The following is an 11,998-nucleotide window of genomic DNA, read 5'->3' on the forward strand; positions in this document are numbered from 1 at the left end:
ATGCCCACCGTCCCCGCGATCCTCGGCTTCGGCGCTATTGCGATTGACGACATCGTCTACGTCGATCAGCCGTTGTCGGCGGGCAAGGGGAAGGTTCTGCAAAGTGCCCGCGCTTTCGGGGGAAATGTTGCGACGGCGCTGGCCGCCGTCGTGCGACTCGGCGGAACCGCCGGGTTCGCCGGATGGCTGGGCAGTGCCGCGGACGACGCCGTGCTGCGCGATCTCGTTGCGAGCGGTGTTGAAACCGCATTCGCGCCGCGCCACCCCGACGCGCGCCCGGTGCGCTCGCGGATCACCGTCGGCTCGGACGGGGAACGGTTCATCGCGTATGACGACGATGCGATGCTGGGCACCGCTCCGGATTTTCCGGACGATATCCTCAGCCGCGCGACCGTCCTGATCGTCGATAGCTACGCGATCCGGTCCCTGGATGTCGTGGCTCGGGCTCGCGATCTCGGCCTTGCGATCCTCGGCGATATCGAATGGAGCAGCGGCCCAGCCACGGAGCGGCTGATCGCGCTCTGCGACCATCTCATTCTTCCACTCGGCTTTGCGCGGACTGCCACGGGGTGCCGATCGCCCGCCGAGATGCTCGATGCATTGTGGTTGCCTTCGCGGTCCGCAGTGGTTCTGACCGACGGTGGCAGGGGTGTGTACTATCGCGGGCGTGAAGAGACAGGTCTCTGGCACCTGCCCCCGCACAGGATTGTGGTCGTCGACTCGACCGGTGCGGGTGACTGCTTTCATGGCGCCTATGCCCATGCGTTGACGCGCGGAGCCGGCACCGCAGGCCGGGTGGCATTCGCGGCCGCGGCGGCAGCCCTTTCGATAACGGGCCGTGGCGGGCGCGAGGCGCTTCCGACCGACGACCAGGTTACGGAACTCCTGGCATCGACGAACGCGCCGTCAGCAGTCGAACTGAAAAAAACGCATGTCAATACTAGAACATAGCTAGAAACTATACGATGAAATATTTCGCAGGTGAACATGATCCGAGGATGGTTATAAAAAATCAGCGGCTTATACTGCGGAGGGAGGAATATGACAGAGGTCATTCTTGAGAATATCTGCAAAACCTACGGTAACAATTTTCGCGCAATCGACCAATTGAACCTATCGGTCGAGGACGGCGAGTTCTTGATTCTCGTCGGGCCGTCCGGCTGCGGCAAATCCACCGCGTTGCGAATGATCGCGGGATTGGAGGACATCACCAGCGGCAGCCTTCGGATCGGCGGAGTCGACGTCGTCGACATGCCGCCCAAGGACCGCGACATCGCGATGGTCTTCCAAAGCTACGCGCTCTACCCGCATATGACGGTGTTCGAAAACATCGCCTTTTCGATGCGGCTGGCAGGCAAGCCGAAGGCCGAGCGCAAGAAGCGCGTCGACGAGATCGCCAAAACCCTTCAGCTGACGTCTTTGCTGGACAGCAAACCCGCGAACCTTTCAGGCGGACAGCGTCAACGGGTTGCCATGGGCCGCGCCATGGTGCGCGAGCCGGCCGCCTTTCTCATGGACGAACCCCTTTCCAATCTGGACGCGAAACTGCGCGTGCAAATGCGCGCCGAAATCACCAGTCTGCAAAAGCAGCTCGGCGTAACGACCATATACGTGACCCACGATCAAATCGAAGCGATGACGATGGGGGACAGGGTCGCGGTGTTGAAAGGCGGCGTGCTGCAGCAGGTCGATACACCCAAGAGGCTCTATGAATCGCCGGTGAACGCCTTCGTTGCCGGCTTCATCGGCTCTCCTTCGATGAACCTTTTCGAGGCGACCCTGACGGGCGACGAACTGATGTCCGGCACCTTCGCCATCCGGCTGCAGGAGGCAGCCTTCGAGCGCAGGCCGGGCTTGAGGTCGTTTGCGGGGCGCAAGGTCGTGTTCGGCATACGACCGGAGGATCTTTATGACAGCAGCCTCGAATCCGGTCGCAAGTATCAGACGATACCGGCCAAGGTGACCTCGATCGAAGAACTCGGATCCGAACATATTGTCCATCTGGACATCGACGCGGTCCGGGTGGACTCCGGCGATCCGGACGCGGTGGACGATTTTGGCCTGGCATCGAACGCGGTGGCGAGATTCGAGCCGATCAGCGCCGTCCACTCCGGCTCGGAAATCCGGTTGGCCCTGGATGATGCCAAGTTCCATTTCTTCGATCCCGAGACGCATCTGGCGATCTGAAGATCTGCGGCAGACCGCAGGCGAGAGCGAGGCGCCTGCGAAACGCAAGAAGGCTTCTGAGTAGAGCAGACGATCGTCCGCATTGTGCGGTCGATCTTAAAGAAGGAGGAGAAAATGATGTTTCGGATACAACCCGCGATGCTGAAAATAGCCGCGGCCGCATGGTTGCTTGGCGCAACCGGCGCCATGGCGGACACGACGCTGGAATTCACCCAATGGTGGGAGCCCGAATTGCCGGCCGGCTCGCTCAGGGCAATCATGAATGACTTCGAGGCTGCAAACCCCGGAATCAAGGTGACGCTGGTCAGCGGCCCCTATGCGACCACGCGAGACCAGATCTCGGTTGGTGCTGCAACTGGAACGCTTAGCGACGTCGTCGGTCTCGACGGCGCCTGGGTGAACAATCTGAACGCGCAGAATGCGCTGGCCGACATGAACCCGATGATGGATGCGAGCGAGTTCGACCAGACCCAGGTCGCGGATATCATCAAGGTGGACGGCAAGGCGGTGATGTTTCCCGTGGCTTCGTTCGTCTATCCGGTCTTCGTGAACATGGATCTCGCCGCCCAAGCAGGCGTGACCAAGCTGCCGTCGACCCGCGCGGAGTTTCTCGAAGCCGCCAAGAAGATGACCCATGCCGACAAGAACCAGTATGGCTGGGTGCTGCCCTTGTCGCTGCAAACGCCGTCCGGTGTCCAGAACGACCTGATGTCGTGGGTCTGGGCCTCGGGTCAATCGATGATGGCTGACGGCAAGCCGGCTCTCGAGGGCAAGCCGGTCGTCGATATGCTCACCTTCGTCAAATCGCTGAACGACGCCGGCGTCATTTCGCCCGGCATTGCCACCAAGACCGAGCAGGAAAAGGTCGAGGAATTCGTGAACGATCGGGTCGGAATGATGATCGACTCGCTCGCGCATGTGAACCTCATTCGCAAACGCAATCCCAAGCTGAACTTCGACCTCATCCCCGTCCCGGTCGTGGAGAATTACAACGGCAAGCGCGGCCTTCCCTACGCCTCCTGGGGCATCGGCATCTCTGCGGCCTCAAAACATCAGGAGGAAGCCTGGAAGCTCGTCCAATATCTGATGAGTGAAAAGGTGAACGCCAAGCTCGTGACGCTTGCAAACGCCTTCCCGGGCAACGTCAATGCCAAGCCCGATTTCGTGACCTCGGACAAGGCTTTCGCCAAGGCTTTCGAAATCTTCAAGACCGGCTATCTCGCCAACGAGTTCACGGGTCTGCCGGTGGCTGAAGACCTGATGACCCAGTTCGACGTGGAAGCCCAGAAGATGCTCGCCGGCGAGCAGTCTCCGGAAGAAGCCGCAGCCAACGCTCAAAAGGGCTGGATGGCGAAATTCTGAGCGACCTGTTCCCCGTTGCTATCTTCCACCGGGTAGCCTGACTTAGGGCAGGCCACCCGTCAACAACGGATCGGCAATTTGAGATGGACCTCTTTCCGAAGCGCACCTTCCTCTTGAAGGCACATCCCAAGGGTGGCACATGACTCGGCAGAAGCGCTCCCACCATCGACTGAAACGAGCGGTCGCACCCTATCTCTATCTGTCACCCTCGCTCCTCATCATCGGCCTTCTGATGCTACTGCCGATGGTGACGGTGATTGGCTATTCGTTCCAGAACAGCGCGGTGCTGCGTCGCGACCCATCCTTTGCCGGACTGAAACACTACCACGCGATCTTTGCCGATCCGGTGTTCTGGGCCTCGCTGTGGCACACGCTCTACTTCACCTGCATGAGTGTCATCTTCCATATGACCATCGGCATGGTCTTCGCACTCATGCTGAACAGCGACCGCATCAATCCGACGCTGCGCAACATTCTGCGCGTGCTCTACATATTGCCTTGGCTGTTCACCGCGGTGATTATCGCCGTGATCTGGCGCCTCCTGCTCGAGCCGAACGGTGTCGTGAACAGCGTTCTCATGCAGATGGGCATCATCGGTTCCAAGGTCGAGTGGTTTTCCTCGACGGCGACCGCGCTGCACGCCGTCACCTTCGCCAATATCTGGGCGGGCTACCCGCTTTTCATGGTCAGCTTGCTCGCAGGCTTGCAGGGCATTCCCAAGGATTTCTACGAGGCCGCCGATATCGACGGGGCGAAGGCCTACCAGAAGCTGATCTTCATCACCATCCCGCAGCTGATGCCGATCATCATCAGCATCTCGCTGCTCGACTTCATCTGGACCATGCAGGTCTTTCCATTGATCTGGATAACGACGGGCGGCGGTCCGATCTACTCGACCGAGGTCCTCAGCACCTACACGTACAAGCTGGCGTTTGCGAGCTACAACCTGTCGCAGGCGTCGGCGAGCGCCGTGGTCATCCTGCTGATCTCTCTCGGCCTGACGCTGTTCTACATCCGCTATCAAAAGGCTCGGTAGTCACCATGAGGAAAAGGCACACACCGAAAGACAGACTGATCACCGTCGCGCTCCATGTCGCGCTTGCCGCAGGGCTCTTTTTCGCGGCCTTCCCGATCTACTGGATGCTGAGCAGCTCGTTCAAGTCGAATACCGAAATCTTTGCCCTGCCACCAACCGTCCTGCCGAAGGCCTTCACGCTGGAAGCGTATGCGGCCATCCTTGGCGACCCGGTAAAGCTGCGCTTCTTCTTCAACAGCTACTTCGTGGCCGGAGCGGTGACCGTGCTGACGGTCCTGATTGCCTTGCTGGCGGCTTATGGGTTCAGCCGTTTCAATTTCCGCGGAAAGGGCAGCCTCAACACACTCATCATCAGCACGCAGACGATTCCGCCGATCACGCTTTTGATCCCCTTCTTCGGGCTTGTCGTCTCGTATGGCATCTTCGACACCTACGTCGCACTGATCCTGACTTACCTGGTGTTTACGCTGCCCTACGCGATCCTGCTGATGACGGGATATCTGAACACCTTGCCCCGCGATCTCGATGAAGCGGTGGCTGTCGACGGCGGCACCAGCTGGACCGCACTCTGGCGGGTGATCGTCCCGATTTCACTGCCTGGTATCGTGGCGACGTCGGTCTACACCTTCCTGTTGTGCTGGAACGAATTTCTCTTTGCGCTGACGCTGACGAAGTCAACGTCCATGCGCACCGTCCCGATCGGCATCCAACTTTTGATGGGGCAGCACGCCTTCGAATGGAACCAGATGATGGCGATGAGCGTGCTGGGCTCGCTACCGCTCTTGCTCATCTACCTCGTTGCCCAGAGGTTCTTCCTCGCCGGCATGACCGCGGGCTCGGTCAAGTAGGATGTCCCTCCCACGGAGAACCGATGGGGAAGGCCGCGCGTCGAAATCGATGGATTGGACCTTCTCTGCTGGCAGGCGATATCGCCGCGGCCTCGGGCGTCTTCATAGCGCCGCTGAATCGTGCTCGTGCTGTTCATCCAGCGCCACATCAACAAAGGGCTGACGCAGTGCGGCATCAAGGAATGAAAGCATGAAAGACCTGAAAGTCGGTTGCCAGACCTTCACCTGGGAAATGCTCGGAGAGCGTTTTACCGGTGGTCCCGACGATCTGCTTAAGGTGATCGCCGATGGCGGCTATGCCGGCATCGAGATCACCGACACGATGATCGGCCGCTATGCCGATAGGCCGGCGGAATTCGCCACGGCGCTGAGATCGGCCGGCCTCACCCTTGTTTCCTTCGCCTTCGGCTCGAAGAGCGGCTTTACGCTGAAGGAGAGCATCGGCGCCGACCTCGAGACAGCGAAACGCTGGATCGATTTTGCCGCTGTCTTTCCAGGCGCGCTGGTCTCGATGGGCTCGGCCACCGTCGTGTCCGATGGCCCGCGCGACGACAAGTTCCCTATTGCTGCCGAGTTCTACAACAAGGCCGGCGAATTTGGACGCAAGGCGGGCGTCGAAATCGCTGTCCATCCCAGCTCCCACCACAACACGCTGCTGTTCGACCGTGCCGACTACGACTGGATCTTCGCACTGATCGATCCGTCGCTCGTCGGCTGGGTGCCCGACACCGGACACATCTTGCGCGGCCATCAAGACATGATCGATACGCTTACCACCTACCGCGACCGCATCCGCTACGTGCATCTGAAAGACGTCGACGACAGCGGCACCTGGGCTATGCTCGGCAAGGGCGTCTGCGACACCCAAGCGGTGATCGATATCGCCAGCGCCGCACCTCGTTTCAACGGCTGGCTGGTGCTGGAAGAGGAATCCGAGACCGCCGCCGGCGATCCGGCCGCCGCGGTCAAGACCAACCGCCAGACGATGCGCGGCTACGGCGCGTGAGGAAGAGACCATGATCCGGAAGCAAGACCGTCGCCTTCGTGTCGGCGTGCTCGGCTGCGGGCCGATCGCGCAATTCGCGCATCTCGAATCCTGCGTGAAGGCCGGCAACGCCGATCTCTATGCGATCTGCGATGCCGCCCCCGATCTTCTGGCACGCATGGCCGCGACCTATGAACCCGAAAAAGTCTATGGCGATTACGATGAGATGCTGGCCGACCCGCAACTGGAAGCGGTGATCGTGGCGACCTCCGACGCCTATCACGTGCCGATGTCGATCAAGGCGCTCAAGGCCGGCAAGCACGTGCTGTGTGAAAAGCCAATCGGCGTCTCGGTCGAGGAAGGCGAGATGCTCGCCAATGCGGTCCGGCGCTCCGGCACGGTGCTGCAGGTCGGCCATATGAAGCGCTTCGACCCGGCACTGGAAGCGGCGCGCGATTTCGTCCGCGATGAGATCGGCGAGATCCTGGCGCTAAAAGCCTGGTATTGCGATTCCACGCACCGCTACACCAACACCGACGCGGTCCAGCCGTTGCCGGTCACCAGCAAGCTGGCGCGCAAGCCGGGCGGCAATCCGAAGGCTGATCTCAGGCAGTATTTCATGCTCGCGCACGGCTCGCACCTCGTCGACACCGCGCGCTTCCTGTGCGGCGAGATCGTTGCCGTGCGCGCCCGCCTCAACAAACGTTTCGGCGCCCATTGCTGGTTCGTCGAAACCGAGTTCGCCAATGGCGCGCTTGGCCATCTCGACCTCACCGTGGCTGTCCGCATGGACTGGCACGAGGGTTTTCAGCTCTATGGCGAACACGGCTCGGTGATCGCGAAGACCTTCAATCCCTGGTATTTCCGGGCGAGTGAGGTCGATATCTTTCACGAGAAGGATGCAACGTCGCGAAGGCCGCTCGGCGCCGACGGGCATTTCTTCAGGCGCCAGCTCGAAGGCCTCGCCGAGACAATCCTTGACGGCAAGCCGATGCGCGGCGCCAACGTCGAGGACGGACTTGCCTCGATCCGCGCCATGGTGGCGATCGCCCGTTCGGTCGAAACCGGTGATCGCGTCGAGATCGCTTCCGTAACGGGAGCGGTCTGATGCAGATCGGGGTGTTCGCCAAGACCTTCCCCGGCAGCGAGCCGGCTGGCGTGCTGGCAGCGGTCCGCGACGCGGGATTTGCCGTCACCCAGTTCAACCTTGCCTGCGCCGGGCTGCCGTCGATGCCGGATGCGGTGCAAAAAGCCGCCATTGATGCCATCGCGGCCGCATCGAATGCTTGCGGTGTCGTCCTTGCAGCGCTCTCGGGAACCTACAACATGGCCCATCCCGCCAAAGCTGTGCGCGACGACGGCCTGCGTCGGCTTGGCGTGGTCATCAAGACCGCGGCAGACCTTTCCGTTCCGCTGGTCACCTTGTGCACGGGAACGCGCAACGCGGACGATCAGTGGGCATATCATCCCGACAATACCGAGCCCTCGGCATGGGACGACATGGCGAGCGAGATGGAAAAGGCGTTGCAGCTCGCGGAGCGCCACGGCGTCGATCTCGGCATCGAGCCCGAACAGGCCAACATCGTCACCTCGGCGTCGGACGCGATGCGCCTCATCGCCGAGATGGGGTCGACACGGCTGCGCATCGTGCTCGATCCGGCCAACCTGTTCGAGCAGGCGAGCTCGGCCGAAGCACGCGCCATCGTCGCCGCCGCCGTCGAACGCACTGCGGGCCACGTCGCCATGGCGCATGCCAAGGACCGTTTCGCTGACGGCCGCTTCACGACGGCCGGCCGGGGTGTCGTCGACTTTGCGGATTTCGTCGCCAGGCTGAAAGCATCGGGCTTTGATGGGCCGCTGGTCACGCATGGCCTCTCGGCCGAAGAGGCACCCAGCGTTGCCCGCTTCCTCAAAGGGCTGGTGTGATGGCGCGCCTGGCCACGCTGCTTCGCGATGACGCCAAGCTTCGGATTTCCGATAGTGGCGACGGCGTTGCGGTCATCTTTCAGCATGGGCTGGGCGGTGGCGACGCGCAGGTCGCCCAGGCCTTCCCTTCCGGGCCGGGCTTGCGGCGCATCACGCTGGAATGCCGCGGGCACGGCGCGTCCGGACTGGGCAGCCGCCGGCCGTTTTCCCTGGAGATGTTCGCGGACGATGTTGTTGCCGCCGCCGATCAGGCCGGCCTCGATCGTTTCGTCGCCGGCGGCATTTCCATGGGCGCGGCGATCGCCATGCGCCTGGCCTGCCGTCATCCGGACCGCGTCGCGGGTCTTCTCCTGGTGCGGCCGGCCTGGATTTTCGACGACGCGCCGGTGAACCTGCGGCCGATCGCCAAGGTTGCCAGGCTTATCCTGGACCACGGCCCCGACAAGGCGAGGGCGATCTTCGCGCAATCGGAAACCGCCGCGCGCCTGCAGCGCGACGCGCCCGACAACCTTGCCTCGCTGTTCGGGTATCTTGACCGGCCGGACGCCGCGCCGTTCGCGCAGGTCCTCGCCGACATTGCCGCCGACGGCCCGGGAGTTTCAGCGAGTGACGCCGCTGCCCTTGGCATCCCCACGCTCGTCATCGGCAATGCCATGGATGCGGTGCATCCGCTCTCGGCCGCCCATATGCTCGCCGCAGCCGTTCCCGGCGCGACCTTTGCCGAAATCCATCCCAAGGCGCTCGACAGCGTCAGGCATTTCGCCGAGCTGCAGGCTGAGATCACGACCTTCCTTCAGACCTACTCGAACTTCCGGAGCCTCGTTCCGTCATGACGACCAAATTCCTGTCCGGCCCCGCTGCCATCGCCGCCCTGCCGCGCAACCGGCTGCTCGGCGAGTTTTCGCTGTGGTCGGCCGACCTTGCCAATATGGAGCGCGACCTGAAGCGCATAGAACATCATGTCGACCTACACCACATCGATGTCGCGGACGCCCGCTTCACTCCCGGCTTCCTGTTCTTCCCGGATCTGGTAGCGCGGATCGCCGGGCTGACGGCAAAACCGATCCATGTGCACCTGATGGTCGAAGCCGAGATCGTCGAGGAGCAAACGCGCCAGTTCATCGAGGCCGGTGCCGACCTGGTCAGTGTCCACGCCGAAAACGGCGAAGCCGGCCTGCGCGCCGTGCGGCTGGCGCATGCGCTCGGCGCCGAGGCCGGCGTGGTGCTCAGGCTGGAAACGCCGGTGGCCGCGGTCACGCCTTTCCTGTCACAAGTCGCGTTTGTGACGCTTCTCGGCACATCCATCGGCGTCAAGGGCCAGAGCCTTTCCGAGCAGGCCTGCCCACGTTTGATCGAAGCGCGCGCGCTGATGAGAAAAGCCGGTCGCGAAACCGACATCATCCTGGCTGCCGACGGCGGCATCCGCCACGAGACGGTGCCCCGCCTGCGCGCCTCTGGCGCCGAGACGGTGGTGCTCGGATCGCTGGCGTTCGGCGACCCCGACCTCGCGCAGCGCATTCGCTGGCTGCATGGGCTGAAGGTCGCCGTCTGATGACAAGACTGGCCCTCGCCTTCGATCTCGGCGGAACGGAGCTGCGCGGCGCGCTGGTCGAGAGCGACGGCGGCGTTCTCGCGCAGGTCTCGGCGCCGACGATGGCGATCGCGGGATCGGATGCGGTGATCGGCCAGATCATCGCACTGGCCGGGGCTCTTCTGAGACAGCGCCCACAGGCGGATGTCGCCGGGATCGGCATCGGCGCGCCGGGACCGCTCGATCCCAAGGCCGGTATCGTGATCGCGCCGCCGACGCTGGCCGGCTGGCACGACGTGCCGTTGATCGACATTCTTGGCAAGCATTTCGGCCTGCCGGTGCGGCTGGAAAACGACGCTAACGCGGCCGCCCTTGGCGAATGGCGCTTCGGCGCCGGCCGAGGCAGCGACTCCCTGGTGTTCGTCACCGTGTCGACCGGCATCGGCGGCGGGGTCGTCGCCGACGGCCACATCTATCACGGCCGGCGCGGGCTTGCCGCCGAGATCGGCCACATGACCATCACCGGCGAGGGCGACCGCTGCTTCTGCGGCGCCGTCGGCTGTTTCGAGGCGGTCGCCTCCGGTACCGCGCTCGGGCGGCGTGCCACGGCGCTGACCGCGCCGGGCGACGGCTCCCTGCTTAGGCGCCTTTCGGCTGACGGCGACGTTTCGGCCAGGCAGGTCGTCGAAGCCGCACGTGCCGGCGATATCAGCGCGCTCGAATTGATCGAGGCGGAGGCGAAGTGGCTCGGCATCGGCTTCACCAACCTGCTTCACCTCTATTCGCCGGACCTGATCGTCATGGGCGGCGGCCTCGCCAATGGCTTCGACCTGTTGGCTCCAACCATCAGGGCGACCGTCGAGCAGCGGGCGATGCCGGCCTACAGGGATGTACCGATCGTGCCGGCGCAGCTTGGCGACCGCGCAGGACTGATCGGCGCGGCCAGCCTGATCCTGTGGGAAGGCGAACCGGGCGTATCTACTTGACCAGTGGCCGAATGCGCCATGGTGCAAAACCCTTGAGATGCCGGCAGGACAGAGGGGGGCGCCAAGGATCGCTGCAGTCTTCATTCTGCGCCGCTGCATCGCCCGACTGAGCTTGGCGGGCGCGCAGCCTGCCGCCTACTTCCCGCAATGGTGATCGTTGATCTTGTTCAAGGCATTCGCGTCGGGTCCGACCCTGTGGTAGGAGCAGGCTCCTGCGGCTGTCGTGAACAACTGCCGATCATAGTAGCGCGGGCCGCCGAACAGAATGTCGATGATGTTGCCTTCGGCGGGGACGTAGCGATCACGGTCAGGCCGATCATCGCGATCTCCAGCCAAGGCCGCGACAGACATGCTGCACCCCATTGCGAAAACGAGAGCGCGGATCGCAAAACGTTTTGTTGTCATCGGGGAATGCCTTTCTGGCCGTTCGGCTTCTCACCATACATCCAAAATCGCCAGCCGGACAAAAGTTCCCTCACCCTGGCCGGACCAAGCTCAACCATATGACCTGTCACAATAGGTTTATCCTGCGGCACTGCGCGGCAATCTACCCCGCGATCTCCAGCAAGGACGATACCAGCAACCGACGTTCGTCCTGTGAGAGGACGTCCGAATCGAAGAGATTCATGCTGCGAAGTCCTTCGATGGCGAGGTAGCAGACCAACAGCGCCTTGAGGTCCGGCGTCTCTCCCTTGAGCCGCTCGAAAACCTGCCGCCTGAACGCTTTTATCGGCGTCAGGAAATCGGGGTCCTCGGCGATCGCCGAAAATATCCAGGAAGCTGACGGTTTCGATTCCGCGGCATGTTCGGCCGAAAGCTTGATGTAGGTCGCAAGCGGGCTCTCGCCGCTGACGCCGGCAGTGCGGGCGGCGTCCAGCGCCTGCTCGAAAGCGCGCAGATAATCCTCAACCAGCGCCTGCATCAGTTTCGCCTTGGTCGGGAAATTGTAAAGCAAGCCGCCTTTCGACACCCCGGCCCGGCTGGCGACGGCGTCCAGCGACAGGCTGCCGGGCCCTGTCTCGCGTGCCACATCAGCGGCGGCGGCGAGAATTTTATCACGCGAATTTGCTCTGCGGGCTTTCATCAATCGTTCCCCCATACATTAGCCTACGCGGAATTGACAAGACCGTCCAGACG

13 protein-coding genes are annotated in these 11,998 nt (G+C 62.6%); 11 read left to right on the top strand and 2 right to left on the bottom strand.

Annotation, left to right across the window (positions count from 1 at the left end):
- The 11 genes from AC0L2K_RS24590 (at position 1) to AC0L2K_RS24640 (ending at position 10,861) form a co-directional block, all read left to right on the top strand.
- Positions 1 to 951: a PfkB family carbohydrate kinase gene (locus tag AC0L2K_RS24590; RefSeq protein WP_473532537.1), complete on the top strand. Its 951-nt coding sequence runs from the start codon at positions 1 to 3 to the stop codon at positions 949 to 951.
- A 90-nt stretch (positions 952 to 1,041) separates the two neighbouring features.
- Positions 1,042 to 2,187, top strand: coding sequence for an ABC transporter ATP-binding protein (locus tag AC0L2K_RS24595; protein ID WP_473532538.1), 1,146 nt, complete (start codon positions 1,042 to 1,044; stop codon positions 2,185 to 2,187).
- Positions 2,188 to 2,301: 114 nt separating this feature from the next.
- Positions 2,302 to 3,549, top strand: a complete 1,248-nt coding sequence (locus AC0L2K_RS24600) for an ABC transporter substrate-binding protein (RefSeq protein ID WP_023797146.1) — start codon at positions 2,302 to 2,304, stop codon at positions 3,547 to 3,549.
- 139 nt (positions 3,550 to 3,688) lie between these two features.
- A complete protein-coding gene (locus AC0L2K_RS24605; protein WP_473532539.1) occupies positions 3,689 to 4,585 on the top strand; it encodes a carbohydrate ABC transporter permease in 897 nt (298 codons plus the stop codon).
- A 5-nt stretch (positions 4,586 to 4,590) separates the two neighbouring features.
- Entirely contained in the window at positions 4,591 to 5,433 is an 843-nt protein-coding gene (locus AC0L2K_RS24610; protein ID WP_023797144.1) for a carbohydrate ABC transporter permease, read from the top strand.
- A 190-nt stretch (positions 5,434 to 5,623) separates the two neighbouring features.
- Positions 5,624 to 6,439: a sugar phosphate isomerase/epimerase family protein gene (locus tag AC0L2K_RS24615; RefSeq protein ID WP_473532540.1), complete on the top strand. Its 816-nt coding sequence runs from the start codon at positions 5,624 to 5,626 to the stop codon at positions 6,437 to 6,439.
- A 10-nt stretch (positions 6,440 to 6,449) separates the two neighbouring features.
- The gene (locus AC0L2K_RS24620; RefSeq protein WP_473532541.1) at positions 6,450 to 7,526 is read left to right on the top strand and encodes a Gfo/Idh/MocA family protein; all 1,077 of its coding nucleotides are present in this window, start codon (positions 6,450 to 6,452) and stop codon (positions 7,524 to 7,526) included.
- Positions 7,526 to 8,344: a sugar phosphate isomerase/epimerase family protein gene (locus AC0L2K_RS24625; RefSeq protein ID WP_473532542.1), complete on the top strand. Its 819-nt coding sequence runs from the start codon at positions 7,526 to 7,528 to the stop codon at positions 8,342 to 8,344. The genes AC0L2K_RS24620 and AC0L2K_RS24625 overlap by 1 nt, the downstream gene beginning before the upstream one ends.
- The gene (locus AC0L2K_RS24630) at positions 8,344 to 9,177 is read left to right on the top strand and encodes an alpha/beta fold hydrolase (protein ID WP_473532543.1); all 834 of its coding nucleotides are present in this window, start codon (positions 8,344 to 8,346) and stop codon (positions 9,175 to 9,177) included. Before AC0L2K_RS24625 ends, AC0L2K_RS24630 begins: the two co-directional genes overlap by 1 nt.
- Positions 9,174 to 9,896, top strand: a complete 723-nt coding sequence (locus AC0L2K_RS24635; protein ID WP_128246044.1) for a ribulose-phosphate 3-epimerase — start codon at positions 9,174 to 9,176, stop codon at positions 9,894 to 9,896. Before AC0L2K_RS24630 ends, AC0L2K_RS24635 begins: the two co-directional genes overlap by 4 nt.
- The gene (locus tag AC0L2K_RS24640; protein ID WP_473532544.1) at positions 9,896 to 10,861 is read left to right on the top strand and encodes an ROK family protein; all 966 of its coding nucleotides are present in this window, start codon (positions 9,896 to 9,898) and stop codon (positions 10,859 to 10,861) included. Before AC0L2K_RS24635 ends, AC0L2K_RS24640 begins: the two co-directional genes overlap by 1 nt.
- A gap of 135 nt (positions 10,862 to 10,996) precedes the next feature.
- On the opposite strand, the gene AC0L2K_RS24645 is transcribed toward AC0L2K_RS24640, so the two are convergent.
- Together AC0L2K_RS24645 and AC0L2K_RS24650 are read right to left on the bottom strand one after the other, a co-directional pair.
- Positions 10,997 to 11,212, bottom strand: a complete 216-nt coding sequence (locus tag AC0L2K_RS24645; protein WP_306454928.1) for a hypothetical protein — start codon at positions 11,210 to 11,212, stop codon at positions 10,997 to 10,999.
- A gap of 196 nt (positions 11,213 to 11,408) precedes the next feature.
- On the bottom strand, positions 11,409 to 11,945 hold the full coding sequence (locus AC0L2K_RS24650; RefSeq protein WP_023797135.1) for a TetR/AcrR family transcriptional regulator: 537 nt from the start codon (positions 11,943 to 11,945) through the stop codon (positions 11,409 to 11,411).
- Positions 11,946 to 11,998 lie beyond the last annotated feature (53 nt).

The organism is Mesorhizobium sp. WSM4817 (genome assembly GCF_055811135.1).

What these genes read in the sequence shown, in the direction of transcription:
- AC0L2K_RS24590 (WP_473532537.1), top strand. Translation starts at nt 1, where the DNA reads ATGCCCACCGTCCCCGCGATCCTCGGCTTCGGCGCTATTGCGATTGAC.
- AC0L2K_RS24595 (WP_473532538.1), top strand. Translation starts at nt 1,042, where the DNA reads ATGACAGAGGTCATTCTTGAGAATATCTGCAAAACCTACGGTAACAAT.
- AC0L2K_RS24600 (WP_023797146.1), top strand. Translation starts at nt 2,302, where the DNA reads ATGATGTTTCGGATACAACCCGCGATGCTGAAAATAGCCGCGGCCGCA.
- AC0L2K_RS24605 (WP_473532539.1), top strand. Translation starts at nt 3,689, where the DNA reads ATGACTCGGCAGAAGCGCTCCCACCATCGACTGAAACGAGCGGTCGCA.
- AC0L2K_RS24610 (WP_023797144.1), top strand. Translation starts at nt 4,591, where the DNA reads ATGAGGAAAAGGCACACACCGAAAGACAGACTGATCACCGTCGCGCTC.
- AC0L2K_RS24615 (WP_473532540.1), top strand. Translation starts at nt 5,624, where the DNA reads ATGAAAGACCTGAAAGTCGGTTGCCAGACCTTCACCTGGGAAATGCTC.
- AC0L2K_RS24620 (WP_473532541.1), top strand. Translation starts at nt 6,450, where the DNA reads ATGATCCGGAAGCAAGACCGTCGCCTTCGTGTCGGCGTGCTCGGCTGC.
- AC0L2K_RS24625 (WP_473532542.1), top strand. Translation starts at nt 7,526, where the DNA reads ATGCAGATCGGGGTGTTCGCCAAGACCTTCCCCGGCAGCGAGCCGGCT.
- AC0L2K_RS24630 (WP_473532543.1), top strand. Translation starts at nt 8,344, where the DNA reads ATGGCGCGCCTGGCCACGCTGCTTCGCGATGACGCCAAGCTTCGGATT.
- AC0L2K_RS24635 (WP_128246044.1), top strand. Translation starts at nt 9,174, where the DNA reads ATGACGACCAAATTCCTGTCCGGCCCCGCTGCCATCGCCGCCCTGCCG.
- AC0L2K_RS24640 (WP_473532544.1), top strand. Translation starts at nt 9,896, where the DNA reads ATGACAAGACTGGCCCTCGCCTTCGATCTCGGCGGAACGGAGCTGCGC.
- AC0L2K_RS24645 (WP_306454928.1), bottom strand. Translation starts at nt 11,212, where the DNA reads ATGTCTGTCGCGGCCTTGGCTGGAGATCGCGATGATCGGCCTGACCGT.
- AC0L2K_RS24650 (WP_023797135.1), bottom strand. Translation starts at nt 11,945, where the DNA reads ATGAAAGCCCGCAGAGCAAATTCGCGTGATAAAATTCTCGCCGCCGCC.